The organism is Bartonella sp. JB63 (assembly GCF_002022665.1).
Classification (GTDB): Bacteria; Pseudomonadota; Alphaproteobacteria; order Rhizobiales; family Rhizobiaceae; genus Bartonella.
Genome location: NZ_CP019788.1, coordinates 1,237,844 through 1,261,292 on the forward strand (window position 1 = coordinate 1,237,844; position 23,449 = coordinate 1,261,292).

Annotated in this window: 19 protein-coding genes and 1 pseudogene; 7 read left to right on the plus strand and 13 right to left on the minus strand. The window is 38.4% G+C overall.

What is annotated here, in order from left to right; translation table 11 throughout:
• Positions 1-17: 17 nt before the first annotated feature.
• The 6 genes from atpD to BJB63x_RS05490 form a co-directional block, all read right to left on the minus strand.
• A complete protein-coding gene (gene atpD / locus BJB63x_RS05465) occupies positions 18-1,613 on the minus strand; it encodes a F0F1 ATP synthase subunit beta (RefSeq protein ID WP_078719666.1) in 1,596 nt (531 codons plus the stop codon).
• A 19-nt stretch (positions 1,614-1,632) separates the two neighbouring features.
• Positions 1,633-2,544 (minus strand): F0F1 ATP synthase subunit gamma, encoded by a 912-nt coding sequence (locus BJB63x_RS05470; RefSeq protein ID WP_078719320.1) that lies wholly within the window; start codon positions 2,542-2,544, stop codon positions 1,633-1,635.
• A gap of 20 nt (positions 2,545-2,564) precedes the next feature.
• Positions 2,565-4,097, minus strand: coding sequence for a F0F1 ATP synthase subunit alpha (gene atpA / locus BJB63x_RS05475; RefSeq protein WP_078719321.1), 1,533 nt, complete (start codon positions 4,095-4,097; stop codon positions 2,565-2,567).
• A complete protein-coding gene (atpH, locus tag BJB63x_RS05480; RefSeq protein ID WP_078719322.1) occupies positions 4,097-4,681 on the minus strand; it encodes an ATP synthase F1 subunit delta in 585 nt (194 codons plus the stop codon). Before atpH ends, atpA begins: the two co-directional genes overlap by 1 nt.
• A 184-nt stretch (positions 4,682-4,865) precedes the next feature.
• Positions 4,866-5,489 (minus strand): hypothetical protein, encoded by a 624-nt coding sequence (locus BJB63x_RS05485; protein ID WP_078719575.1) that lies wholly within the window; start codon positions 5,487-5,489, stop codon positions 4,866-4,868.
• Positions 5,490-5,542: 53 nt separating this feature from the next.
• On the minus strand, positions 5,543-7,753 hold the full coding sequence (locus BJB63x_RS05490) for a primosomal protein N' (protein WP_236823885.1): 2,211 nt from the start codon (positions 7,751-7,753) through the stop codon (positions 5,543-5,545).
• A 310-nt stretch (positions 7,754-8,063) separates the two neighbouring features.
• Between BJB63x_RS05490 and fsa the strand changes: the two genes are divergently transcribed.
• Positions 8,064-8,717, plus strand: coding sequence for a fructose-6-phosphate aldolase (fsa, locus tag BJB63x_RS05495; protein WP_078719324.1), 654 nt, complete (start codon positions 8,064-8,066; stop codon positions 8,715-8,717).
• 181 nt (positions 8,718-8,898) lie between these two features.
• Here fsa and BJB63x_RS05500 read toward each other — a convergent pair whose 3' ends face one another.
• Together BJB63x_RS05500 and leuS are read right to left on the minus strand one after the other, a co-directional pair.
• Positions 8,899-9,489, minus strand: a complete 591-nt coding sequence (locus BJB63x_RS05500) for a hypothetical protein (protein WP_078719325.1) — start codon at positions 9,487-9,489, stop codon at positions 8,899-8,901.
• The gene (gene leuS / locus BJB63x_RS05505; protein ID WP_078719326.1) at positions 9,476-12,100 is read right to left on the minus strand and encodes a leucine--tRNA ligase; all 2,625 of its coding nucleotides are present in this window, start codon (positions 12,098-12,100) and stop codon (positions 9,476-9,478) included. Before leuS ends, BJB63x_RS05500 begins: the two co-directional genes overlap by 14 nt.
• Before the next feature lie 150 nt (positions 12,101-12,250).
• Between leuS and BJB63x_RS05510 the strand changes: the two genes are divergently transcribed.
• The 6 genes and pseudogenes from BJB63x_RS05510 to BJB63x_RS05530 all read left to right on the plus strand — a co-directional run bounded on the left by BJB63x_RS05510 (position 12,251) and on the right by BJB63x_RS05530 (position 17,041).
• Positions 12,251-12,931, plus strand: coding sequence for a YggS family pyridoxal phosphate-dependent enzyme (locus tag BJB63x_RS05510; RefSeq protein WP_078719327.1), 681 nt, complete (start codon positions 12,251-12,253; stop codon positions 12,929-12,931).
• A gap of 147 nt (positions 12,932-13,078) precedes the next feature.
• Positions 13,079-13,975, plus strand: a pseudogene (locus BJB63x_RS06815) (AMP-binding protein); the annotation flags it as partial.
• 519 nt (positions 13,976-14,494) lie between these two features.
• On the plus strand, positions 14,495-14,620 hold the full coding sequence (locus BJB63x_RS06720; protein ID WP_257787811.1) for a hypothetical protein: 126 nt from the start codon (positions 14,495-14,497) through the stop codon (positions 14,618-14,620).
• Between the two features lie 112 nt (positions 14,621-14,732).
• Positions 14,733-15,392 carry a cell division ATP-binding protein FtsE gene (gene ftsE, locus BJB63x_RS05520; protein WP_078719329.1) on the plus strand — a complete coding sequence of 220 codons (660 nt, stop codon included), beginning with the start codon at positions 14,733-14,735 and terminating at the stop codon, positions 15,390-15,392.
• Positions 15,385-16,359, plus strand: coding sequence for a cell division protein FtsX (locus BJB63x_RS05525; protein ID WP_078719330.1), 975 nt, complete (start codon positions 15,385-15,387; stop codon positions 16,357-16,359). The genes ftsE and BJB63x_RS05525 overlap by 8 nt, the downstream gene beginning before the upstream one ends.
• Positions 16,360-16,363: 4 nt before the next feature.
• Complete coding sequence (locus BJB63x_RS05530; RefSeq protein WP_078719331.1) at positions 16,364-17,041, plus strand: YdcF family protein; 678 nt, start codon at positions 16,364-16,366, stop codon at positions 17,039-17,041.
• Between the two features lie 180 nt (positions 17,042-17,221).
• Here BJB63x_RS05530 and BJB63x_RS05535 read toward each other — a convergent pair whose 3' ends face one another.
• The 5 genes from BJB63x_RS05535 to BJB63x_RS05555 are packed head-to-tail and all read right to left on the minus strand — an operon-like array spanning position 17,222 to position 23,404.
• Positions 17,222-19,204 carry a MacB family efflux pump subunit gene (locus tag BJB63x_RS05535; protein ID WP_078719667.1) on the minus strand — a complete coding sequence of 661 codons (1,983 nt, stop codon included), beginning with the start codon at positions 19,202-19,204 and terminating at the stop codon, positions 17,222-17,224.
• Between the two features lie 3 nt (positions 19,205-19,207).
• Positions 19,208-20,428: an efflux RND transporter periplasmic adaptor subunit gene (locus BJB63x_RS05540; RefSeq protein WP_078719332.1), complete on the minus strand. Its 1,221-nt coding sequence runs from the start codon at positions 20,426-20,428 to the stop codon at positions 19,208-19,210.
• Positions 20,425-21,900, minus strand: a complete 1,476-nt coding sequence (locus BJB63x_RS05545) for an efflux transporter outer membrane subunit (protein ID WP_078719333.1) — start codon at positions 21,898-21,900, stop codon at positions 20,425-20,427. The genes BJB63x_RS05540 and BJB63x_RS05545 overlap by 4 nt, the downstream gene beginning before the upstream one ends.
• A 53-nt stretch (positions 21,901-21,953) precedes the next feature.
• Positions 21,954-22,772, minus strand: coding sequence for an exodeoxyribonuclease III (locus BJB63x_RS05550; RefSeq protein WP_078719334.1), 819 nt, complete (start codon positions 22,770-22,772; stop codon positions 21,954-21,956).
• Positions 22,772-23,404: a LolA family protein gene (locus BJB63x_RS05555; RefSeq protein ID WP_078719335.1), complete on the minus strand. Its 633-nt coding sequence runs from the start codon at positions 23,402-23,404 to the stop codon at positions 22,772-22,774. Before BJB63x_RS05555 ends, BJB63x_RS05550 begins: the two co-directional genes overlap by 1 nt.
• Positions 23,405-23,449: the final 45 nt, after the last annotated feature.

Sequence of the window (23,449 nt, forward strand, 5' to 3'; positions counted from 1 at the left end):
TGATTATAGAGTATCTTTTATAAAGAAGCTTCTGAAATCAAATGTTTTCCTTTTTCAATTGCCTCATCGATCGAACCAACCATATAAAAAGCTGCTTCTGGTAAATCATCATAATCACCCGCACAAAGTCCTTTAAATCCTTTAATAGTCTCTTCTAAAGAAACCAATTTTCCAGGAGCACCAGTAAAAGCTTCGGCTACATGAAAAGGTTGTGAAAGGAAACGCTCAATTTTACGTGCCCGCGCGACCAACAGCTTATCTTCTTCAGACAATTCATCCATACCAAGAATAGCAATAATATCTTGCAAAGATTTATAACGTTGCAAAATATTTTGAACCTGACAAGCAACAGCATAATGCTCTTCACCCACAATCAATGGATCCAACATTCGCGAAAAAGAATCAAGCGGATCAACCGCTGGATAAATTCCCTTTTCCGCAATTGAACGAGAAAGAACTGTTGTAGCATCCAAATGCGCAAAAGACGTAGCAGGCGCTGGATCAGTCAAATCATCAGCGGGAACATAAATAGCTTGAACCGACGTGATAGATCCTGTTCTGGTACTAGTAATACGTTCTTGCAAAGCCCCCATATCCGTTGCCAAAGTTGGTTGATACCCCACAGCAGAAGGAATACGCCCCAAAAGAGCTGAAACCTCTGCACCAGCTTGTGTAAAACGAAAAATATTATCCACAAAGAAAAGCACATCTTGCCCTTCATCACGAAAACTTTCTGCAATCGTCAAACCTGAAAGTGCTACACGTGCGCGCGCACCTGGTGGCTCATTCATCTGTCCATAAACAAGAGCACATTTTGAACCCGCAGTTGAACCCCGTTTCTCTTTTGGACTCACATTCACACGGCTTTCAATCATTTCATTATATAGATCATTCCCTTCACGGGTACGCTCTCCTACACCAGCAAATACTGAATAACCTCCATGTGCTTTTGCAATATTGTTGATGAGCTCCATAATTAAAACGGTTTTACCGACACCAGCTCCCCCAAATAAACCAACTTTTCCTCCTTTAGAATAAGGCGCAAGCAAATCAATCACTTTAATTCCAGTAATAAGAATTTCTAATTCAGTTGATTGTTCCATATATTTAGGTGCTTCTTGGTGAATTGAACGTTTTTTAGTCGCCATAATTGGTCCAACCTCGTCAACTGGCTCACCAATCACATTCATAATACGACCAAGAGTTGCTTCTCCAACAGGTACACAGATTTGCGTTCCTGTATCATAAACCTTTTGACCACGGACAAGGCCCTCTGTTGTATCCATCGCTATAGTACGAACTGTATTTTCACCCAAATGTTGAGCCACTTCTAGAACAAGCCGATTTCCTAAATTCTCTGTTTCCAACGCATTAAGAATATTGGGTAATTCTCCTTCAAAATGCACATCAACGACAGCTCCTATAACTTGCTTAATTTCACCAATAGATCCCTTTGGAAGAACAATTTTAGAATCAACATGCGCAAGATCAGAAGATTTTTTTGTACCCTTTGCTGACTTCGCCGAAGAAGTCTTTTTTACGCCTGAATGAGCAACTGATTTTCCTTTTTCATTCTTTAGTGCTCCTTTTTTTGACGTTGCTGCTTTTATCATCAATCTTTACCTTCTCACTTTAAAGCGCTTCAGCGCCCGCAATAATTTCAATCAATTCCGTTGTAATCTGCGCCTGACGCTGACGATTATATGTTACAGTCAACTTATTAATCATCTCACCGGCATTGCGTGATGCATTGTCCATAGCACTCATCTTTGCGCCCATTTCACCGGCAACATTTTCAAGCAAAGCACGAAAGATTTGCACAGAGAGATTACGAAGAACAAGCTCACCCACAAGCGAAGCTGCATCCGGCTCATAATCATAAACAGCGGATTGCACAACCCCATTTTTCTTTTCTTTTTTAATACCACTAGTCTTATCAGAGAATTTCTTTTGGGCAACTACTGGAATTAAATCGATAGCCTTTGGACATTGGTTAATGACTGATACAAATTCAGAGTAAAAAAGCGTACAAACATCAAATATTCCTTCATTGAAAAGATCAATAATACGCTGACTAACTTTTGCTGCTTCAGAAAAAGTTATCTGTTTCACAGAACGCAAATCAATATGATCAATCATCAGAATTTTAAAATCACGAAGTAAAATATCTGCACCCTTTTTTCCAACAGTTAAAATTTTAACCGTTTTATCTCTAGAAAGAAGGCCATTAATATGCTCACGCGCATGACGAACAATTTGTGTATTAAAAGCACCACATAAACCACGCTCAGCTGTACAAACAACCAAAAGATGCTTATCATCTCGCCCTGTACCACACATTAAAGATGGTGCATCCACCGGACTAATATCAGCAGATACATGCGCTAAAAGAGCAGCCATACGCTGAGCGTAAGGACGCGCAGATTCAGCCGCTTCTTGCGCACGATGCAACTTTGCCGCAGCAACCATTTGCATGGCTTTGGTAATCTTTTGCGTTGCCTTAACCGAGGCAATACGGTCTCTAAGATCCTTTAGCGACGCCATTCATGCATTCCATCAATTAACTAAGAAAAATTCTTTGCATAACTATCAAGGACAGCAATCATCTCAGTTTTAATTTCATCCGTTATCTGTTTTTGCTCAGCTATCGCATCTAAAAGCTCCCCATGATTACTGCGTAGGAGTGCCAAAAGCCCCTGTTCAAATCGCCCAACATCGGAAACAGCTAATGAATCAAGATAACCATTTACACCAGCAAAAATAACAACAACTTGTTCTTGTACTTTAAGTGGAGAGAATTGTAGCTGCTTTAAAAGCTCTGTCAAACGTGCACCACGATTTAAAAGATGTTGCGTCGAAACATCTAAATCTGAACCAAATTGCGCAAAAGCCGCCATTTCCCGATATTGAGCCAATTCACCCTTTATAGAACCAGCGACCTGCTTCATTGCCTTAATTTGGGCAGCAGAACCAACACGTGAAACAGAAAGCCCAACATTTACTGCAGGACGAATTCCTTGATAAAATAAATTTGTCTCCAGAAAAATCTGACCATCGGTGATCGAAATCACATTTGTTGGAATATAAGCGGAAACATCATTGGCCTGCGTTTCAATCACCGGCAACGCCGTTAAAGATCCAGAACCATTATCTGCATTAAGCTTTGCAGCCCGCTCCAAAAGACGAGAGTGCAGATAAAAAACATCTCCTGGATAAGCTTCACGACCAGGAGGACGACGCAATAAAAGAGACATTTGGCGATAAGCCACAGCCTGTTTGGAAAGATCATCATAACCGATCAAAGCATGTTGGCCATTATCACGGAAATATTCTCCCATTGCACAACCAGCAAGAGGAGCAATAAATTGCATCGGAGCGGGATCAGAAGCTGTAGCCGCGACAATAATCGAATAATCAAGAGCTCCACGTTCTTCCAAGACTTTAACAAATTGTGCAACCGTTGAACGTTTTTGACCAATTGCTACATAAATACAATATACTTTGTCTTCCTCTCGCCCTTTCCCTTCATGAAAAGACTTCTGATTTAAAAATGTATCAAGCAAAATCGCTGTTTTTCCTGTTTGACGATCACCTATCACCAATTCACGCTGTCCACGTCCAATGGGAATCAAGGCATCAATAACCTTCAACCCTGTTGACATGGGCTCATGCACAGACTGACGTGGAATAATACCGGGAGCTTTGACATCCACACGACGACGCTGCTTCGTCTTTATAGGGCCTTTTCCATCAATAGGATTACCCAGTGCATCTACAACACGACCAAGCAAAGATGGCCCCACAGGAACATCTACAATAGCACCGAGCCGCTTAACAGTATCACCCTCACGAATATTACGGTCTGATCCAAAAATCACAACCCCAACATTATCCGTTTCCAAATTCAGTGCCATCCCCTGTACACCATTGGAGAAAGCAACCATCTCACCCGCCTGGACATTATCCAGACCATAAACGCGAGCAATCCCATCACCCACAGATAAAACCCAACCAATCTCTGAAATTTCAGCTTTTTGGTCAAAGCTCTTGATTTGCTTTTTTAGAATTTTTGAAATTTCAGACGGTCTAATATTCATCAGCTGACCTCTTTTTTCAATACAAGCTTAAGTGAAGATAATTTTGTCACAAGGGACGCATCAATTTGATATGACCCTAAACGAATGATAAACCCACCAAGAATCGTTGGATCAACAGAAACTTGTAATACAACGCTTCTCTTAATAACACTTTCCAACGCCGCACACAACATTTCTTTCTGGTGAACATTTAACGGACACGCAGAAGTAACTTGCACCAAAAACTCTCCACGGAAGAGAGCAAGATGACGCTGAAAAGCCTGCAAAATACCCAATAACGCAAAAAGCCTACGATTGGCTGCAATAACCCCCAAAAAATTGCGAAAAATTCGACCCGCTTCTTGATGAGCGAACTCCATGTTTTGACAAAGAACATTTAACGCTTCTTTCTGTTTTCTTACTGAAAAGAATGGGTTTTGCACAAAGTGTTGCAAATCCTCATTTTGCTCCAAAACTTTCAAGAAAGACGCTACTTCTTTTTCAACCTGCTCAACACAACCTGCTTCTTGAGCCAAATCAAAAAACGCTTTTGCATAACGCTGGCTCATTAACGGCAATGGTACAAGAGAAACTGAATCTGACACGAAACACCGCCTCTTTTTCTTAAGGGATTCTTTTATATTGATCAGATAAAATGGACCACATATTTCAAATTCCAAAAATCTCTTTCTTGAAACTCAGAACAAAAATCTTTCAACCTCTAGCATAGACATAACCGACTCGCAACACCACAAAGTAACGCTTTTCGAAAATTTTTAGATAAAATAACTATAATAACTTTTCAATCGACGAGTAAGGAACACATTTTTTTTTGAGTCCACTTTTGATATCGGCTGATATTTGATTCAATTTTCTCATATCTACTTCGTAAAAAGTATCAAATACTGAAGAGGAAATTTCTGTTCCAACCTTAGATAATAAAACATCCATCTTAAAACTTTCATCTATCAAAAGAGCTTCCACAACGTTTACCGAAAGATCTAAAATACGAGCCTTTTCCATTAACTTACGATGATTTTGTAAATGCTGCAAAATTTGCGCTGTTAGTGGTCCAACAACACTCTTATAGTGAACACTGAGTGATTTATTAAAAGCCATAATATCTTGCAAAATTATATCATCATAAAAAGCCACATAACCATAAACTAATTGGCGAGAATGCATAACTGGAAAACCACAAAGAGAGTGCATTACTTGTTTTGGAGAAGCAATGATTGGCTGAAAAACCTTTTCCATTTCTCTCATTAAGCGATAAGTAAAAACAAAAACAGTCGCATCAACACTTTGCATTTCCTTTTTTTCATTGTTTTTAATCACATCAGAAACCGATGCTTGTGTTCCTATTTCGATAAGCCAAGCAAAAATAAAAATTATAAATCCAACCTTTTTCAAAACAGCCCCCATTGAAAACATATTTTAATAGATAGATATCCCTATTCTTTTGTTTAGAGAAAACTTTGCGGATCAATATCAATCTGAACCCGAACCGAACTAGGTTTTTTTGGTGCACGAGATAGAACAAAACGAATAAACCCTTGAATATCAAAAGAGCGTAGCCCATGGAATAAAAGTCGAAAACGATAACGCCCCCGCACAAGCGCCAGCTGTGCTTCCGCCGGTCCCATCACCGACGCACCTTTTATTGATGGTGCAACTCGGCGCAATGCACGAGCATAATTTTCTGCAGCTTGGCGTTTTTCCGAAGAGACAATCACAGCTGCAAATCTTCCATAAGGAGGTAAAGAATCATGCTGGCGTATCGCAATCTCACGCTCATAAAAATCTTCACGCTGTTGTGAAAGCAAAGCTTTTATAACTGGATGATCTGGTTGATAAGTTTGCAACAATCCTAAACTTTCTAATCCCATACGCCCAGCCCGCCCTGTGACCTGGGACAAAAGCTGAAAGGTGCGCTCACCCGCACGTAAATCACCATTGGCAAGACCAAGATCAGCATCAATCACCCCAACCAAAGACAATCCAGGGAAATGATGCCCCTTAGCAACTAACTGTGTTCCAATAATAATATCCACATCTCCCTTTGCAATTGCTTCTAATTCTCGTCGTAATTGATTGATTCCTCCTTTTAAATCAGTAGACAGAATAAGCAACCGTGCCTGTGGAAAAAGCATCCGTGTTTCCTCAGCAATTCTTTCCACTCCTGGCCCACAAGATACTAAATGATCCAATGTCCCACACTCTGGACAAGCTTCTGGAAGAGGTTGACAATAACCACAATGATGACATTTAAGCTGTTCTCGTAAACGGTGCTCCACCAACCAACTTGAACAATCCGTACAATGAAAGCGATGTCCACATATCCGACAGAGCGTTAAAGGTGCATATCCACGCCGATTGAGAAACAAGAGCGCCTGTTCACCTTTTTCCAAAGTTTTTCTCAAAGACTGTTCAAGAACAGAAGAAATAAAGCGTCCTTTTTCTAGGACCCCTTTACGCATATCAATCACTTGCAAATGCGGCAACGCTGCTGCTTGAAATCTTGAAGGTAAATGCACTCGCTGATAACGACCCCATAAAACATTGACCTGGCTCTCAACTGAAGGAGTCGCTGAAGATAAAATAACTGGACAACACTCAAAAGATCCTCGTGCAACAGCCATATCCCGCGCATGATAAAAAATACGTTCTTCTTGTTTATAAGCACCATCATGTTCTTCATCAACAACAATTAATCCAAGATCTAGAAAGGGTAAGAAAAGTGCTGAACGTGCTCCCGCAACAACACTCACTTTTCCCTCTGCAACTTGCCTCCACACACGTTCACGACGACGTAGTGTTAAATCGGAATGCCATTCAGCCGCTGAAGCTCCAAAACGTGCATGAAAACGATCTAAAAATTGCTGTGTTAAAGCAATTTCGGGCAATAAAATTAAAACCTGTTTGTTACCCTTTAGCGCCTGAGCAACCGCTTCAAAATATACTTCTGTTTTGCCTGATCCCGTGACTCCATCAAGTAAAAAAACCTGAAATCGAGAAGATAAAACACTTTCTCGCAACAAGTTTGCTGCAGATTTCTGCGCTTCTTCTAAAACAGGTGGACAAAAATCAGGATCAGGCATAGCAACCACTGCCTGTGCTGGCATTATAACTTCTTCAAAAACTCCAAGCGACTTTAAAAGATCCACCACTGAAGGAGAAGTTCCTGCTGCATGAGCAAGATCAGAACGAGTCCAAATCATCCCATCACGAGCCAATTCTAAAACTCTTGATCGCGCTGGCGTTAAACGCCCCACATCCATTCCACAATAACGTAAACCAACCACATTCTCTTCTGGATCCAAAGCTGTCGGCACACGTAAAATCAGTCCTGCAACAAGACCGAAAGGCGTCATGGTATACTGACTAACAAAACGCAAAAACGCGATCATTTCAGCCTTTAATGGTGGACAATCAAAAACATGAGTTACAAAGCGCAATTTGTCACGCGCTACAGGAACAACCATCACTCTCTTTAAATCATCCCTTTGTTCTTCTTCAGATATCCGATCACCAATAGCTACTATAAAACCACAAATCTCGCGCCCTGCAACAGGAACACGCACAAAAGAACCAACTTTTACCTCCATATGCGGCTCTACTAGGTAGTTATAGGCCTGAGAAACCGGAATCGGCACTACAACTGAAACAATTTTCATTTCTGTCACAATTGACTTCACCTTTTTATCAATATTGCTCTGGTCTTATTTTTACATTTTACCTGTTCTCATACCCCACTTTTTCCTAACCTTTTCTTTATACGACCAATAAAATAACCACTTCAGAATGAAAAAATGCGATAACACATTTTTTTATTTTCTTTCCTTCTCTTCTTAAGAGATTTTATATCCATCCCTCTATACATCAATCAGGCCCTTGCCTTTGCTATAAAGAATAGCGCATAATAAACACAAGAAGAGCCAATAAAAATGTTAAAAACAGGCTTTTAAAAACCCAAGGAGATTTAGAATGAAATTTTTTGTGGATAGTGCTCATATAGAAGATATCCAAGAATTACAAAATTTAGGACTAGTCGATGGTGTCACAACCAATCCTTCTCTCATACTCAAATCTGGACGTAATATTTTTGAGGTTATCAAAGAAATTTGTACCATCGTCACCGGACCAGTTTCCGCTGAAGTTGTTGCAACTGAATTCAATAATATGATGAAAGAAGCTGCTGTTTTAGCAAGAATTTCCGACAATATTTGCATCAAACTCCCCTTAACACTTGATGGATTAAAAGCTTGTAAAGTACTTACTGAACAGGGATTAAAAACAAACCTCACTCTTTGTTTTTCGGCTAATCAAGCCTTGTTGGCTGCAAAAGCAGGAGCAACATTTATTTCACCCTTCATTGGAAGAATAGAGGATTGTGGACAAAATGACACAGAACTGCTCCACGAAATTCGCACTCTTTATGACCAATATAATTTTACAACTCAAATTTTAGCTGCCTCTATTCGTTCTGTTCATCATGTCAAAGAAGCAGCATTGAGCGGTGCAGATGTCGCAACTATTCCACCAGCAATCTTAAAAAATCTAGTTAAACATCCTCTAACCGACCAAGGCTTACAAACATTTGCTGCAGACTGGGCAAAAACTGGACAAAACATCACTTAAAAAGCATTTAAAATCCTACAAAATATTATCTGTTCCTATTCAAGCATATCATGAAGATGTTTTTAAAGAGCATCAAGAGAAAGAAATAAGATTTTTCCCTAGCCTTATTTTACTATATCCTATCTAAAACTTTTTCATGAGAAACATACAACATTTTCTAACATTTAAAGAATTTGAGCTTTTAAAAAGAAGAAATTTTTGCAAGATCTTTTGCAAGCAACATAAAAATGCGTTCAGCCAATTCTTCAGCAACGCGTTTTTGCGCGTTTTTCTCAGCTTGCACCGTTGCATATTCTTGACGAAGTCGATTAAAGGAGGCACTCATTGTTCCTATCCCTTTTGCGATAAATTCATTTTTCATATTCTTTAAAATATAAGAAGCTCTACTCACGATTGTCCCTACAGAAGAGCGTCCTATTCCATCCCCTTCCTGGTCACTATCTATTTCGACAGATGTCCGTGTAAAAACCGATGTTTGCAATGACAACTGATAAACCGGTACAGAAGGCTTTCCTCCATGTCCATAGAGAAGAAACAGCAAATGATTACGCACCATTTGACTAAAATGATCAGAGGGCTCTTCAATTACAATGGCTGCAAATTTCTCAGAAAGTCCTTTAGAAATCCTTTCTGATACACCACCATGCAAAAGAGAAATCGTGGGTGTCGACACCTGTGAGACTTCACGATAAAGTGGTTCAATGGTACACCCACTAAGAAGAGCGAACAAACAAGAAAAAACAGCAGCAATCAATCCATTAAATAATGACATTAACAATCCTTTTTGGAACAATAATCATTTTCTTAATATATTTTCCAGCTAATTGTGCTTGGACAAAGTCAAGAGCACAAACAGCTTCTTCAATTGCCGCATTATCAGCAACCGCAGCAAGAGTTACAGTACCCCGCTTTTTGCCATTAATTTGTACCGGTAGAGTAATATATTCCTCAACCGTTAATGCAGAATCATAAGCAGGCCAAGCGCACTGCGACATCAGTGTCTTTCCACCCAAAGCAGCATGACATTCTTCTGCTAAATGAGGCATCATAGGAGCGATCATTGCAATGAAAAAATCCACTGCTTGACGCAATGCAGACTTCATCTCATCTTCAGCATTTTCTATCTTATTTAAAGAGGAAGCTATCACATTCAATAATTCATAAAGGCGTGCAACAGCTCGATTAAAAGCAAGTTTTTCTAAATCATCTTCTACAGCACAAAGTGTGCGATGGGCCGCTTTGGAAAGCTCCAAAGCAGCTCCTTGCTGTCCTGCACATGACTTTACCTCCTTTAAAACCGGAGCACTTAAAGCCACTAAACGCCAAACACGCTGCACAAAACGGTGCGCCCCTTCAATTCCAGATTCCGACCAAATGACATCACGCTCAGGAGGAGAGTCCGACAACATAAACCAGCGTACAGTATCCGCTCCATAGGAGGCAATAATATCATCAGGATCAACGACATTCTTTTTTGATTTGGACATTTTTTCAATTGAACCAATCCTTACTTCACTTTGATCGGTAAGCTTATAGGCACAACGCTTTCCATCCTTTTCAACGATTACGACATTTGCCGGCGAAACCCACCCTTTCTCATCTTGATAGGTTTCATGAACAACCATACCTTGCGTAAACAAACCTTTAAAAGGCTCATCTACCGAAACATAGCCTATCATCTTCATCGCACGCATGAAAAAACGTGCATATAAAAGATGCAAAATCGCATGCTCAATACCACCAATATATTGCTGAACAGGTAACCATTGTGCTGCTACTTTCTGGTCTATTGGTTCTTGAGCATGAGGTGTAGTAAAACGCGCATAATACCAAGAAGAATCAACAAAAGTATCCATTGTATCGGTTTCACGTTTTGCTGACTGACCACAAGAAGGACAAACCACTGTTTGCCATTCATCATGACGTGCAAGTGGATTACCAGGCTGATCAAAATTGACATCATCGGGCAACACAACGGGCAAATCAGCACGCGGAACAGGAACGACACCACAAGCCGTACAATGGATCATAGGGATCGGACAACCCCAATAACGCTGACGTGAAATTCCCCAATCACGTAATCGAAATTGCACTGTTTTTTGTGCTTGAGAATGGTCCTTGAGCAACTGTTTCTCAAGCCGTTCAGTAACCATTTGAAAAGCTTCCTGCAGTGTCAAACCATCTAAAAAGTCTGAATTAATCATCACGCCATCGCCCGTATAAGCTGTTTCAGCAATGACAAAATTCTCAGCATCACTTCCTTTTGGTACAATTACTGGACGCACAGCAAGATTATATTTTCGTGCAAAATCCAAATCTCTCTGATCATGAGCAGGGCATCCAAAAACAGCTCCTGTTCCATAATTCATGAGAACAAAATTAGCGATATAAACAGGAAGATGCACCGTCGGATCAAAAGGATGAATAGCAAAAAGTGGCGTACGAAATCCTTGTTTTTCCACTGTCTCAAATGCCGCTTCTGTAGTACCGTGACACTGACAGTCTTTGATAAAAGTATCAAGTGTTTTATCCTTTTGCGCTAAAGCCTTCGCAATTGGATGATCAACAGAAAGTGCTAAAAAAGAAGCACCAAAGAGAGTCTCAGGACGTGTTGAATAACAAACAATTTCATCAAATGCATCACAGATATCATCCACTGTATTGGTTTTATGCAAAGCCCAACGAATCAGAAGTCCTTGTGATTTTCCAATCCAATTTTTTTGCATAATGCGTACTTTTTCCGGCCACTGATCAAGCTTTTCAAGCCCTGCCAATAAATCATCACTAAAATCACTGATTTTGAAAAACCACTGTGTTAATTCGCGTTGTTCAACCAACGCACCAGAACGCCAACCACGACCATCAACAACCTGTTCATTAGCTAAAACTGTTTGATCAACAGGATCCCAATTAACTTTAGCTACCTGACGTGAAATAAGCCCCTTCTGATAAAAATCCAGAAACAGCATTTGTTGACGATGATAATAATCTACATCACATGTAGCAAATTCACGGGACCAATCCAAAGAAAAGCCCAATTGCTGCAGCTGCTTTCGCATGACCGTGATATTTTCATAGGTCCATACTTTAGGATGGACTTTATTTTGCATAGCAGCATTTTCAGCAGGCATTCCAAAAGCATCCCATCCCATTGGATGAAGCACATGAAATCCCTTTGCCCTCTTATATCGAGCAACAACATCCCCCATAGTGTAATTGCGCACATGCCCCATATGAATGCGTCCAGAAGGATAAGGGAACATCTCTAAAACATAATATTTTTCACGTTCACTATCATCAGTGGTTTGAAAAATTTTCTTTTCATCCCAAATCGCTTGCCATTTTTGTTCTTGTGCACGTGGATTATAGCGTTCACTCATCATTCCTATTATACTCTTTATAAAATTAAGTTCAAAATTCTAATAAAGATTCACCATGGATTAATGTTATCGTCAACCTTTTCATTAATTATTTTTAATAGCTTTATAAAAAAAATTATCCAACTACTGCATAAAAACAGAAAGTATAACCCTATGAATACACAGAATATTTCCTCCATTGAGGCGTGGAAAAACCTTAAACAAGATATTGCCAAAACATGTGAGGACTATCATCGTCCCTTAGAGAATATTCAACTCATCGCTGTTTCAAAAACTGTTTCTGCAGACAATATTGTTCCTCTTCTGCAAGCAGGACAATCTATTTTTGCTGAAAATCGCGTGCAAGAAGCAGTCAAAAAATGGCCTCCCTTGCGACAAAAATTCAAGACAATCGAGCTTCATCTTATTGGTCCTTTACAATCCAATAAAACAGCAGAAGCTGTTAAAATTTTCGATGTCATTCAAACTGTTGATCGAGAAAAAATAGCCCAAAACCTAGCCAAAGAAATGCAAAAGCAGAAAAAGCACCTCCCCTGTTATGTTCAAGTCAATATAGGATTAGAACCACAAAAAAGTGGCATTGCTCCGCAAGAAGTAAGAGCTTTTGTTCCTCAATGCAAAAATAATTATGGACTTGATATTATTGGACTGATGGCGATTCCCCCAGTTCAAGAAAATCCTGGTCCTTATTTTGCTCTTTTAGCAAAACTTGCAAAAGAAACGAACCTTTCAAAACTTTCTATGGGCATGTCTAATGACTTTAAAATCGCTCTTCAATTTGGCGCAAATGTTCTTCGGATTGGATCTGCTTTGTTTGGAAACCGTCCCCTTTAATCATTTTCTTATTTAATTTAAGCCTTTTCATTCTTTACAAAAACACATAAAAAAGCTTTTTTATAATATTTATGGCACAAGATTAACTATTCAAACCTACGAGGCCTCAGCTAAACAGAGAATTTTCATCCTTATTATAAAGAACGTATGAAAAAAAGAAATAGAGTCACCATCTACCTGCTAATGATTCCTTAAGCACTCCTTTATACTATGCTCGCATATGCCCGTATTAGTACTGTTCATTCAGTCATCTTTGCTGGCTTTTCTGCAAAAGCTATTGCCCGACCTCTCATCAGATTGTAAATCTGACCTTTATCATTAATGCTGATCAAGCCACTCATACAGCCATACAGCCAGCAGCGCGTCACAATGTAAATGGTCAACCATATCAGCGTTATACAATGCACAGTTGCAGAACGTGATTTATGGCATCATAAAAAGGTGCCTCATGCTTTAACTGATTGTCCTTAAGAAAAAATAAATGCTGAAGATCCACTTTTTATTCTATAAACCTTAGAATTGACAAGAAAAAAGTGCTTTGCATACAACAGGCAGATATCTCATCTCTGTGTTGATGACACATCAATATGTTTTCGAATATCATCCTATGAAATTAATTAGTGTACCACTTTATATTAGCTGGATTACTATCTACTATTACCTCATATATGGACCCTTTATATAATGTACCACCATTTTAATGTTCGAAGGCACACCAACTTTTCTTGATAAATGTAGATTCTAGGACATTGTCGATAAATACCAAGTCAATATATCTCACACCGCACCAACGGCCCTTCGTGCTTTAATGGGTACGAGAGATTCATATGTCAAACGCTCTCAAAGAATATCTTTACGCCTCTTAGGAAAACAGTAGGCAAACCAATCAATTCAGAAGCATGGAATGATTCCATCATACTTTTTGAAATAACGGTTGTACTATACTATTCTTGATACATGGTAGCAAACGGAAACAGGAGAACAGATGTCACTCCCCTCTCCCGAACCACAACGCTCAAACTGGCGTCAGCTACACATCCATTTTTGCCATCCGTTTACAAATTATCGACGCTTATGGAAATGTTTTGATAGGAGAAAGAAGGAGAAGAAAGTCTTTGTATTACTAATTCATGGCTTAGCCAAATGCGTACCTTTTATAATAATCATAAGCACTCTATACAAACGTATTTTTCCACAAACACAAACATATATATAAAGGAAAATTTTCAAGCGATAGTTGTAAATATGATAGCGGTGGTTATTATTGGATTATAGGACAAATTGATGATATACTTAATTTTTCGTTCACAGACTAAGGCTCACTGAGTTTGAATCGACCCTTGTTTCACATTTTTATGCTTTAGAAGCGAGTGACATAGAATACCCTCAATTTATTTAAAGGATAGGGAATTTATAAGTTTTGTAACCCTAATGTAAGAGATGATATCAAGTAAGAAATTATGCCAAAATCTTATTCAAGATATTAAGAAAAGAAATTGGGATTCTACAATAGATAAACTTCAATTTACCGCTCAACTGTCCAAAATACAATTAGGAAAAATTATGAAATGCGTTTTACGAAAAATTACTGACAATAATCTTGATATCCTGAGAGACGTTTCAACTCCTGCCGGAACACAAATCATCAATGATCTTATTGCTAACCAGCAAAATACAGAAAATAATTGAGACTGTTCCTCAATAGAACAATAAAAATGAAAAAAGATCGCAAATATAAAGTAAAATATTAAGAGAGAATTCTTATAATATTCACTACAAAAACAAAAGTGGTAATTACAAAGTGATTCGTTTTGAAAATGTTGGTCTGCGCTATGGAATGGGGCCTGAGATTCTCCGCGATATCAGTTTTCACATTCCCAAAGGATCGTTTCAATTTATAACTGGAGCTTCTGGATCAGGAAAAACATCACTGATGCGTCTTATATTTCTTGCAATCAAACCAACCCGTGGTCATATTGATTTATTCGGAAATGACACAGCATTACTTAAACGACAAGAACTTCCTGCTTTGCGACGACGTATTGGAGTTGTTTTTCAAGATTTTCGGTTGCTTGATCATATGACAACTTATGAAAATGTCTCTTTGCCTTTACGCATCAGGGGACAAGAAGAAGCAACTTATCGTAGTGAAGTAGAAGACCTTTTACGATGGGTTGGTCTTGGCAATTATATTAACGTTTTACCACCCGTTCTTTCAGGTGGAGAAAAGCAAAGAGTGGCAATTGCACGTGCTCTTATTGATCAACCTGAAATTCTTCTCGCAGATGAACCCACAGGAAATGTTGATCCATCTTTGGCATCACGTCTGCTTCGTTTATTTATTGAATTAAATCGTTTTGGCACAGCTGTCATCATTGCCACCCACGATATCTCATTAATGGAGCAAGTTGCAGCACAGCGTTTGATTCTTCACCAGGGACGGATGACAATTTATGAATAAACTTTCCCTCATTTTCTATATTCCAAAACGCATCTTTACAATTAATAAAAGTAAAAGAACGCCTATTATTCCTAGTAGAAATATCTCTGGACAAGCATTAGTTGCAGCCATTGCTATCATGACGTTTCTTTCAAGCCTAACATTAAGCAGTGTTGATTTAGTGCAGCGCGCTGTTAGTAATTGGAATAGTCAAATTAGCTATGAAGCAACAATTCAAATCCGTCCAATTGAAAATATTAATATTGAAAAAACTCTTCATGATGCCGTCAAATTAGTGAAAACATTTCGAGGGGTACAAGATGCAAAAATTGTCGATCAAAAAGCCACTGAAAAATTGCTTGAACCATGGCTTGGATCAGGTTTATCCTTCAAAGAACTTCCTATTCCCCGATTAATCATCGTCACTTTAAAAGAAAATGAAAAAATTAATTTTCAAGCAATCAGCCACGCCATTAAAACGAAAATCCCAGGAGGTCAATTTGATGATCACCACTTTTGGGTGAATCGATTTACCACTATGGCGCAAACAACTGTTTTTATTGGTTTTGCAATTTTAGCTCTCATTCTTGGCTCACTGAGCCTTACAATTATTTTCGCAACACGCAATGCATTGGCAGAAAACGCTCATATTATTAATGTTTTATATTTTCTTGGTACTGAAACCGCTTTCATTGCCCAACAATTTGATTGGCACTTTTTTAAAACTGCACTCCACGGCGCATTATATGGCAGTGTGATAAGTACACTGCTCTTTAATGCTTTTTCTTTCTGGACAAAATATAATTTAGGGACAGAAAAAATGCATCAAGTCATCGCTTTGTTTGGAAATTTTTCCATGAGTTTCAATACCTATGGAAAAATTTGCATTCTCATTCTTTGTATAGCTATCGTCACAACACTAACCAATCGAATTACTATTTTAGCGCAACTTAAACAAATCGACCAATGCGAAAACGACTTATTTTAATTTTATGACCCACGATACTGCTGACCCTAATGTCCATGATAAGCCGCAATGCTTTCTTACTGAACATAAAGTAAGCGTTACAAAACAACGTAAACGCTTTTTTCATTATTTGCCACCAACAGTACTCTTTATTTTGATGATCATTTTGATTTTTTGTGTTACTTTTATTGCTTTTACTGAAAAAGTTGGACGCTTTACTCCCCCAACCCCTTTACCGAAAGTCGATGCAATCATTGTCCTTACAGGAGGGAAAAACCGAATAGAAACAGGGTTAAAACTCTTAGAAAAAGGCCTTGGTTCGCGACTATTAATCAGCGGAGTGAATACAACAACACATCCCAAAAAACTGATCCGTATGATAAACATCAATCCTCAACTCTTCTCCTGTTGTGTTGATATTGGTCATCAGGCAATCAATACGCAAGGGAATGCTGAAGAAAGTGCTAATTGGGTCAAAAAGCACCGCTATAAAACACTCTATATCGTCACTCATGATTATCATATAATTCGTTCTTTACTTGAATTCCAATATTTAATGCCTAACATCAATTTTATTGCCTATCCTATTAAACAAGACGTTTCAGATAATTGGATAAAACAAGCCCATCAAATACGTCTTCTTGCACTTGAATATATCAAAAACATCTGTGTAAAAATAAGAATGATATTATCTTCTTTATAAAAAAATTTTTCAAATGTCTTTGTTAATTTGTGTAATCGATTTTTTTTGATCTACCTACTTTAAATCATAAATATTTTAAGTTCTTAATGTTCCAGAAACTTTTCAATACTTTATTTTGGATGATATCGCCCCTTTCTCTTACGATCACAAAAAGATCCCTCATCCATTGAATGAGATTTCTTAATCACGTGCAAGGGCAACAACAGGATCAAGTCGTGAAGCTTTTCGTGCTGGAAAAAAACCAAAACACACCCCAATAAAAGCTGAAAAAAGAACAGCTATTACAATTGAACGCGATGTATAAATGAATTCGATAGGAGAGTTTCCCAATACAAATAAGCCTCCAATAATAAATCCAAAGAAAACCCCTAAACTTCCACCAATCACACAAATCAAAACCGCTTCAATTAAAAATTGTTGCAAAATATCACTCTGGCGCGCACCAATCGCCATACGTACTCCAATTTCATTAATTCGCTCAGCAACAGTGACCAGCATAATATTCATCACCCCAATTCCACCCACAAAAAGCGAGATCGCTGCAATTGAAGTCACTAAAATTGTTAAAATTGCTGTACTTTCCATAATTTTTTTACGAAATGATTCTGAATTTCTAATGAAAAAATCTTCTTTTCCATGACGCATAATTAACAAACGCCGAATCATAGTTTCTGCTAATTGTGAATCGACATTATCAACCACTTTAAGAATAATAGCACGAACATCTGCTCTACCAAGAAAGCGCGTTTGTACTGCCGTATAAGGCAAATAAATCTTTATTGTGTCTGATACCCCTCCATGATCTTGTGAATCCAAAACACCAATAATACGTGCCGGCACATTACCCACACGTACAATTTTTCCAATGGGGTTTTCTTGACTATTGGGGAAAAGAACAGCAAGTGCTTCTTTTTCTATTATTAAATCAACAGCTCGATCACGCACGCTTGATTGATCAAAAAACCTTCCTTTAATTATTTTAAGTCCTTGTATTCGAAAAAATTGTTCTCCTACACCAACAACAACAGCCTTTGTTTCAATTGCATCATAATATACCATTGAACTCGTTGAAATCTGAGATGTGACACCAGCAACATAAGGCAATTCAGATAACGCTTCTGCATCTGTCTCCACTAAACTGCTTATTTTTCCCGACTGTGGATCAGAAAAGCTTTTACCTGGTAGGATTGTCAAAGTATTGGTCCCAAAACTTTTTAAATTTTCAAGAATTCTTTTCTGAGTACCATTTCCCAAAGCGACCATTGCAACAACTGAAGAAATACCAATAATCACCCCAAGCATTGTTAAAAAAGTCCGCATTCGATGGGCATTCATTGCCAATAAAGCCATAACAAATGCTTCACGAAAACGTCCCATAAAAGCACGAAAAATCCCCAACTGTTGTGTATTTTTTAGATCATCTTCTTTTTGAAGAAATTCTCCTTTACTACTTGTTTTTTTAGTTTTTGGCATACTATCGGAAATAATCTTCCCATCACTGATTTCAATAATACGATCTGCCCTTTCAGCCACCTTCATATCATGGGTTACAATGATAATAGTCCGTCTCTCTTGATGAAGCTCATCTAAAATATGCAAAACTTCTTGACCACTTTTTCTATCTAAAGCACCGGTTGGTTCATCCGCAAGAATAATATCAGCATCATTCATTAAAGCACGAGCAATTGAAACACGTTGTTGCTGCCCCCCTGAAAGCTGATTGGGATAATAATTCATTCGATCATGCATTCCTAAGCGTGTTAAAAGGCTCTTTGCACGTTTTTTCCTTATTTCTGCTGAGCAGCCTGCATAAATAGCTGGGATTTCAACATTCCCAAGAGCTGTTAATTCACTGAGCAAATGATAACGCTGAAAAATAAAACCAAAATGATCGCGTCGCAAAGCTGACAACTCATCTGCTGAAAGCAAAGCTATTTCTTTACCAGAAATCCAATAACGCCCTGAACTTGGTCGATCAAGGCAGCCTAAAATATTCATTAACGTGGATTTTCCTGAGCCTGACCTTCCTACAATTGCAACCATCTCCCCACGCTTAATGGTTAAATTGATGTTTTTTAAAACGCGGATCAATGTCTCACCTGCAGGAAATTCACGCACAACATCCTCTAACACAAGAACAGTATCTTTTGATTCTGTTGTCATGCCTTAGATCTCATTTTCACTTTGTAAACCAGAAGAAACTAGCAACTCATCTTGTGCACCAACAATCACCACATCACCCTCATTAAGCCCAGAAACAATCTCAGCTATCACTTTATTATTCAGTCCAACAGTTACTTGTTTTGCAACAACTTTGTCTCGACCAATCAAGACCTGTACCCACGCTTTATTTTCTTTCGTCTCATTGAGTAAAGCATCACTTGGAACCAACAATACATTTTGAGCGCGCCCTAACATAATACTCACCTGAACTGTCATATAAGTGCGCAAAAAACGATCTTTATTGTCAACATGTACGAGCCCGTTATAATAGATAGCCGATGACGCTACAGAACTTGATGAAATGTTAGGATTAATATTAATATCATTACGAATAGCTTCAGGAGCAGGCTCTATTGTTTCTAATGTCCCCTTATAACGGCGCCGTGCATCTCCTACAACTGTGAAATAAAGATCTTGTCCAGGCTGAACTTTCAAAATATCCGCTTCTGAAATTTGTGCCGTAATTGTCATTTTTGACAAATCTCCTAAAATAACAATTGTTGGTGCTGATTGAGCTGCATTAATATTTTGTCCTTCTTCAACAACTGTCGCTAAAACTGTTCCTGCAGAGGGTGCTGTTACTCTCGTATAGCTTAAATTGACTTCTGCACTTCTCACATCAATTTGTGCTTGTACAATTTGTTCTTGAAGTTGAGCAATTTGAGCTTCACGTATTTTGACTTGTGTTACTGCATCATCAAAATTAGCACGTGACACTGCCTGTGTTTCAATCATTTTATTTTGACGTGCTAAATTTTGTTTTGCTAGCATCAAATAAGCTTCATGCTCCTTTAAACTCGCGTAATAATAGGACAAAACTGCTTTTTTTCTTTTCAGATCATTTTCCTGATCCGTAGGATCAATCTCCGCTAAGAGATCTCCCTCTCGCACAACATCTCCAGATGCAACACGGACAGAAACTACACGTCCTGTTGCGCGCGCACCAACAGCAACCAATCGATAAGGACGCACGATTCCAGAAGCTAAAACCGTTTCCTCAATATCACCACGCATAACCACTGCTGTCATATAATTTGCTGTATTTTTACTCCCAAACAAAGCAGAGAGTATCTTAAAAACCAAGATGATAAAAACCACAACGCAAAATAAAAAAAGCTTTTTACGTTTTATGGTTAAATATTTCATCATAAAATATTTTATCATCGCCCTATTCTCACATTTAAATTGGTAACCGTATCAACGACTTCTGGACGAGAAACATCAACCACACCATTCCATCCTCCTCCTAATGCTTTCATCAGTGCAATATAGTGTTTAGCCAGAGCAATACGGCTATCTCTCAGTGCCATTTGTGAAGAATAATAGGAGCGATGAGCATTGAGTAATTCAAGATAGCTGGTATTTCCACTTTCAAAAAGGCCCTGTGAAAGCTGCAATGAATGTGAATAAGCTGAACTTGCAGCCAAAAGTTTTTTTAAACGCTGTTGTTCTTTATAAAATTGCACCAATGCATTCTCTACTTCTTCTAAAGCCCCCAATACTGCTGCCCGATAAGTAATAAAAGCCTGATCACGCTGAGCACGTGCTACAGCAACAGAAGCAACCACTTGCCCCCCATTAAAAAAAGGAAAACGAATATTTGGTCCAAAAGACCAACCAATCGTTGAACTTTTCGCCAATTGACCAATGGATTCTGCTGTTGTGGAAATATTACCTGTTAAGCTTAATGAAGGATAACGATCTGCTTCACGTTGACCAATCCGCGCTGTTGCCTGAGCATATTGACGTTCCGCACGTCGTAAATCTGGACGTGTTAACAAAATATCAGCTGGAATTCCTAAAGAAATTGGCCATTTTGGCTGTGGGATCTGTTTATTTTGAGCGCTTTTTTGCAAAAAATCCTGCAATGCCATAGGCACACGCCCAGTTAAAACGGAAAGACGATGAATACTCATCGATAAATTTGCTTCCATCTGTAAAATATCTGCCTCTGTATTGATCATTTGCGCTTGTGCATTTGAATTATCCAGCTCTGAGATATCACCAGCCTCCAATTTAGCCCCTATTAATTTAACAGTTTTACGCTGCAATGAAGCAATAGAACGTGCAATCGATAGTTTCTGTTGCCAACCACGCATTTCAACATAATTCGTTGCGACATCTCCTAAAAGAGTGACCATCGTAGCCCGCAGATCTTCCACAGTCGCATCAAGACCATAACGTGCAGCTTCAATTCCTCGTTTATGCCCTCCAAAAAGATCAAGTTCCCAACTTGCATCAAAACCACTATGATATCGGCTTAAAGAAATATCCGGCTGGCTAGAACTATGATTGCCTACAATTGAACTTGAAATACTCGGTGAAAGATACCCTGTTACCTGTCCTAAACTAGCTCGTGCTTCACGAACCCGAGCCTTAGCAACTGCAACACTATTATTTGCGGCAATTGCATCATTAATCAGCTCATCTAAAATCAGGTCATTAAAATTTCGCCACCAGCCCGCAAATGCAACCGGATGCTTAGAAGTTTGTGCAGAAAAATGTTGCCCCCAAATTGCTGGAACAGAAAAAGATGTCTTACGATAATCAGGACCAACAACACACCCTGTCAAAACAGAAAAAAAAATATACAAAAACCCTTTCAATAAAATCTGTTTTAAATTACTGATCCCCATTTACTCCTCGACATTCCTCAAAAATCAATCCATTATATTTCCTCATTTAATGCTTATTTTAAATCACCTGAAAAATCAAATAAAGTTTGTACTGGAACATGGTCTGAAGGCTGAGACCACCCTCGTGCATCACGAAAAATTGAAAGATCCTTAACGAAAAGCGCTAAATTTGGAGAAGACCAAATATGATCGAGCCGTCGACCGCGATCAGCACGTGCCCAATCGCGTGCACGATAACTCCACCACGTATAAAGCTTGGTAGGAACTGGAAATTTCATCCGCATCAAATCAACCCACCCACCTTCACGACATAAAGCTTGTAAAAGCTTTGTTTCAATCGGCGTATGGCTTACAACTTTCAATAATTGCTTATGAGACCAAACATCCTCTGGCAAAGGAGCAATATTAAGATCACCCAACAAAAGAGACTCTAAGCCATCTCCCTGATCTGCACAAATAGAAGACATTTCTTCTAAAAAATCAAGTTTATGACGAAATTTCTCATTCTTTTTTACATCGGGTTCATCTCCACCGGCAGGAATATAAAAATTATGAATTCGAATTCTCCTCCCATGAAGTTCAATAACAACTGAAAGGTGGCGACAATCTTCCTTTTGACAAAAGAAACGCTTTTCAACACTGACAAAAGGCAAACGAGAAATGATTGCTACACCATGGTAAGACTTTTGACCGTTCAACGCAATATATTGATACCCTGCTGCTTCAAAAAACTCACGTGGAAATAAATCATCTGGACACTTTGTCTCTTGTAGACATAAAATATCTACAGAACAAATATCTAAATACTGAAGAACCTGCGAAAGACGAAAACGAATAGAATTAATATTCCAAGTAGCTATATGAAAAAGCATTAATTGTTATTCCAACTCCTTAACATCGCAGTATTTTTATAAGGAATTGTAAACATTCCATCAGCGAATCTAACGTTTGTCTTTACATTCATCACTTGAACAGTAGTTTCTAAATTCTGCTGATCAAGAATTATCCATTGCAGCAACGCATAACTTTGAGAATCAAAGATCATCTTTATATGCCCTCTGCCAATCGTTTTATCCCGTAAAACAATCATTACTGTCCCCAGATTTTCACGAAATGCTAATAAATTTGCTGACGATAAACTAATTGTATCACCTAATAAAAGCTTCATTGGTGTTTGAGAAAGCTGATAAAAGTTCCACGTATTTAAAGCGCGATTGTTAACCCCTACAGATTTGCCATCTGCGATAATCTGCAGCGGAACTCCTTTGTAATTAAAACGAATCTTCCCTGGACGCTCCAAATAAAATGTTCCCTTAGTTATTTTTCCCTTTGGACTAAATTGAATAAAATCACCCGTCATTGTTTTGATAGCCGCAAAATGATTAGCAATATTCTGAGCTCGAGCTAATTGTTTCGCCGACTGTGAAAAAGCAGAACCAATCAACAAAAAAAATAACAAAATAATACTAAATGTTCTCCTTAATAACAAAAAATAAACCCTCATAAACAATGCTCCTCATGTGCTTATTCTATTAATTTTTATATAAAC

Coding starts and splice junctions, on each gene's coding strand:
- atpD (WP_078719666.1), bottom strand. CDS start 1,613: ATGATAAAAGCAGCAACGTCAAAAAAAGGAGCACTAAAGAATGAAAAA.
- BJB63x_RS05470 (WP_078719320.1), bottom strand. CDS start 2,544: ATGGCGTCGCTAAAGGATCTTAGAGACCGTATTGCCTCGGTTAAGGCA.
- atpA (WP_078719321.1), bottom strand. CDS start 4,097: ATGAATATTAGACCGTCTGAAATTTCAAAAATTCTAAAAAAGCAAATC.
- BJB63x_RS05490 (WP_236823885.1), bottom strand. CDS start 7,753: ATGAAAATTGTTTCAGTTGTAGTGCCGATTCCGGTTTCTCAGGCCTAT.
- fsa (WP_078719324.1), top strand. CDS start 8,064: ATGAAATTTTTTGTGGATAGTGCTCATATAGAAGATATCCAAGAATTA.
- BJB63x_RS05500 (WP_078719325.1), bottom strand. CDS start 9,489: ATGTCATTATTTAATGGATTGATTGCTGCTGTTTTTTCTTGTTTGTTC.
- leuS (WP_078719326.1), bottom strand. CDS start 12,100: ATGATGAGTGAACGCTATAATCCACGTGCACAAGAACAAAAATGGCAA.
- BJB63x_RS05510 (WP_078719327.1), top strand. CDS start 12,251: ATGAATACACAGAATATTTCCTCCATTGAGGCGTGGAAAAACCTTAAA.
- BJB63x_RS06720 (WP_257787811.1), top strand. CDS start 14,495: ATGAAATGCGTTTTACGAAAAATTACTGACAATAATCTTGATATCCTG.
- BJB63x_RS05525 (WP_078719330.1), top strand. CDS start 15,385: ATGAATAAACTTTCCCTCATTTTCTATATTCCAAAACGCATCTTTACA.
- BJB63x_RS05530 (WP_078719331.1), top strand. CDS start 16,364: ATGACCCACGATACTGCTGACCCTAATGTCCATGATAAGCCGCAATGC.
- BJB63x_RS05535 (WP_078719667.1), bottom strand. CDS start 19,204: ATGACAACAGAATCAAAAGATACTGTTCTTGTGTTAGAGGATGTTGTG.
- BJB63x_RS05540 (WP_078719332.1), bottom strand. CDS start 20,428: ATGATAAAATATTTTATGATGAAATATTTAACCATAAAACGTAAAAAG.
- BJB63x_RS05545 (WP_078719333.1), bottom strand. CDS start 21,900: ATGGGGATCAGTAATTTAAAACAGATTTTATTGAAAGGGTTTTTGTAT.
- BJB63x_RS05550 (WP_078719334.1), bottom strand. CDS start 22,772: ATGCTTTTTCATATAGCTACTTGGAATATTAATTCTATTCGTTTTCGT.
- BJB63x_RS05555 (WP_078719335.1), bottom strand. CDS start 23,404: ATGAGGGTTTATTTTTTGTTATTAAGGAGAACATTTAGTATTATTTTG.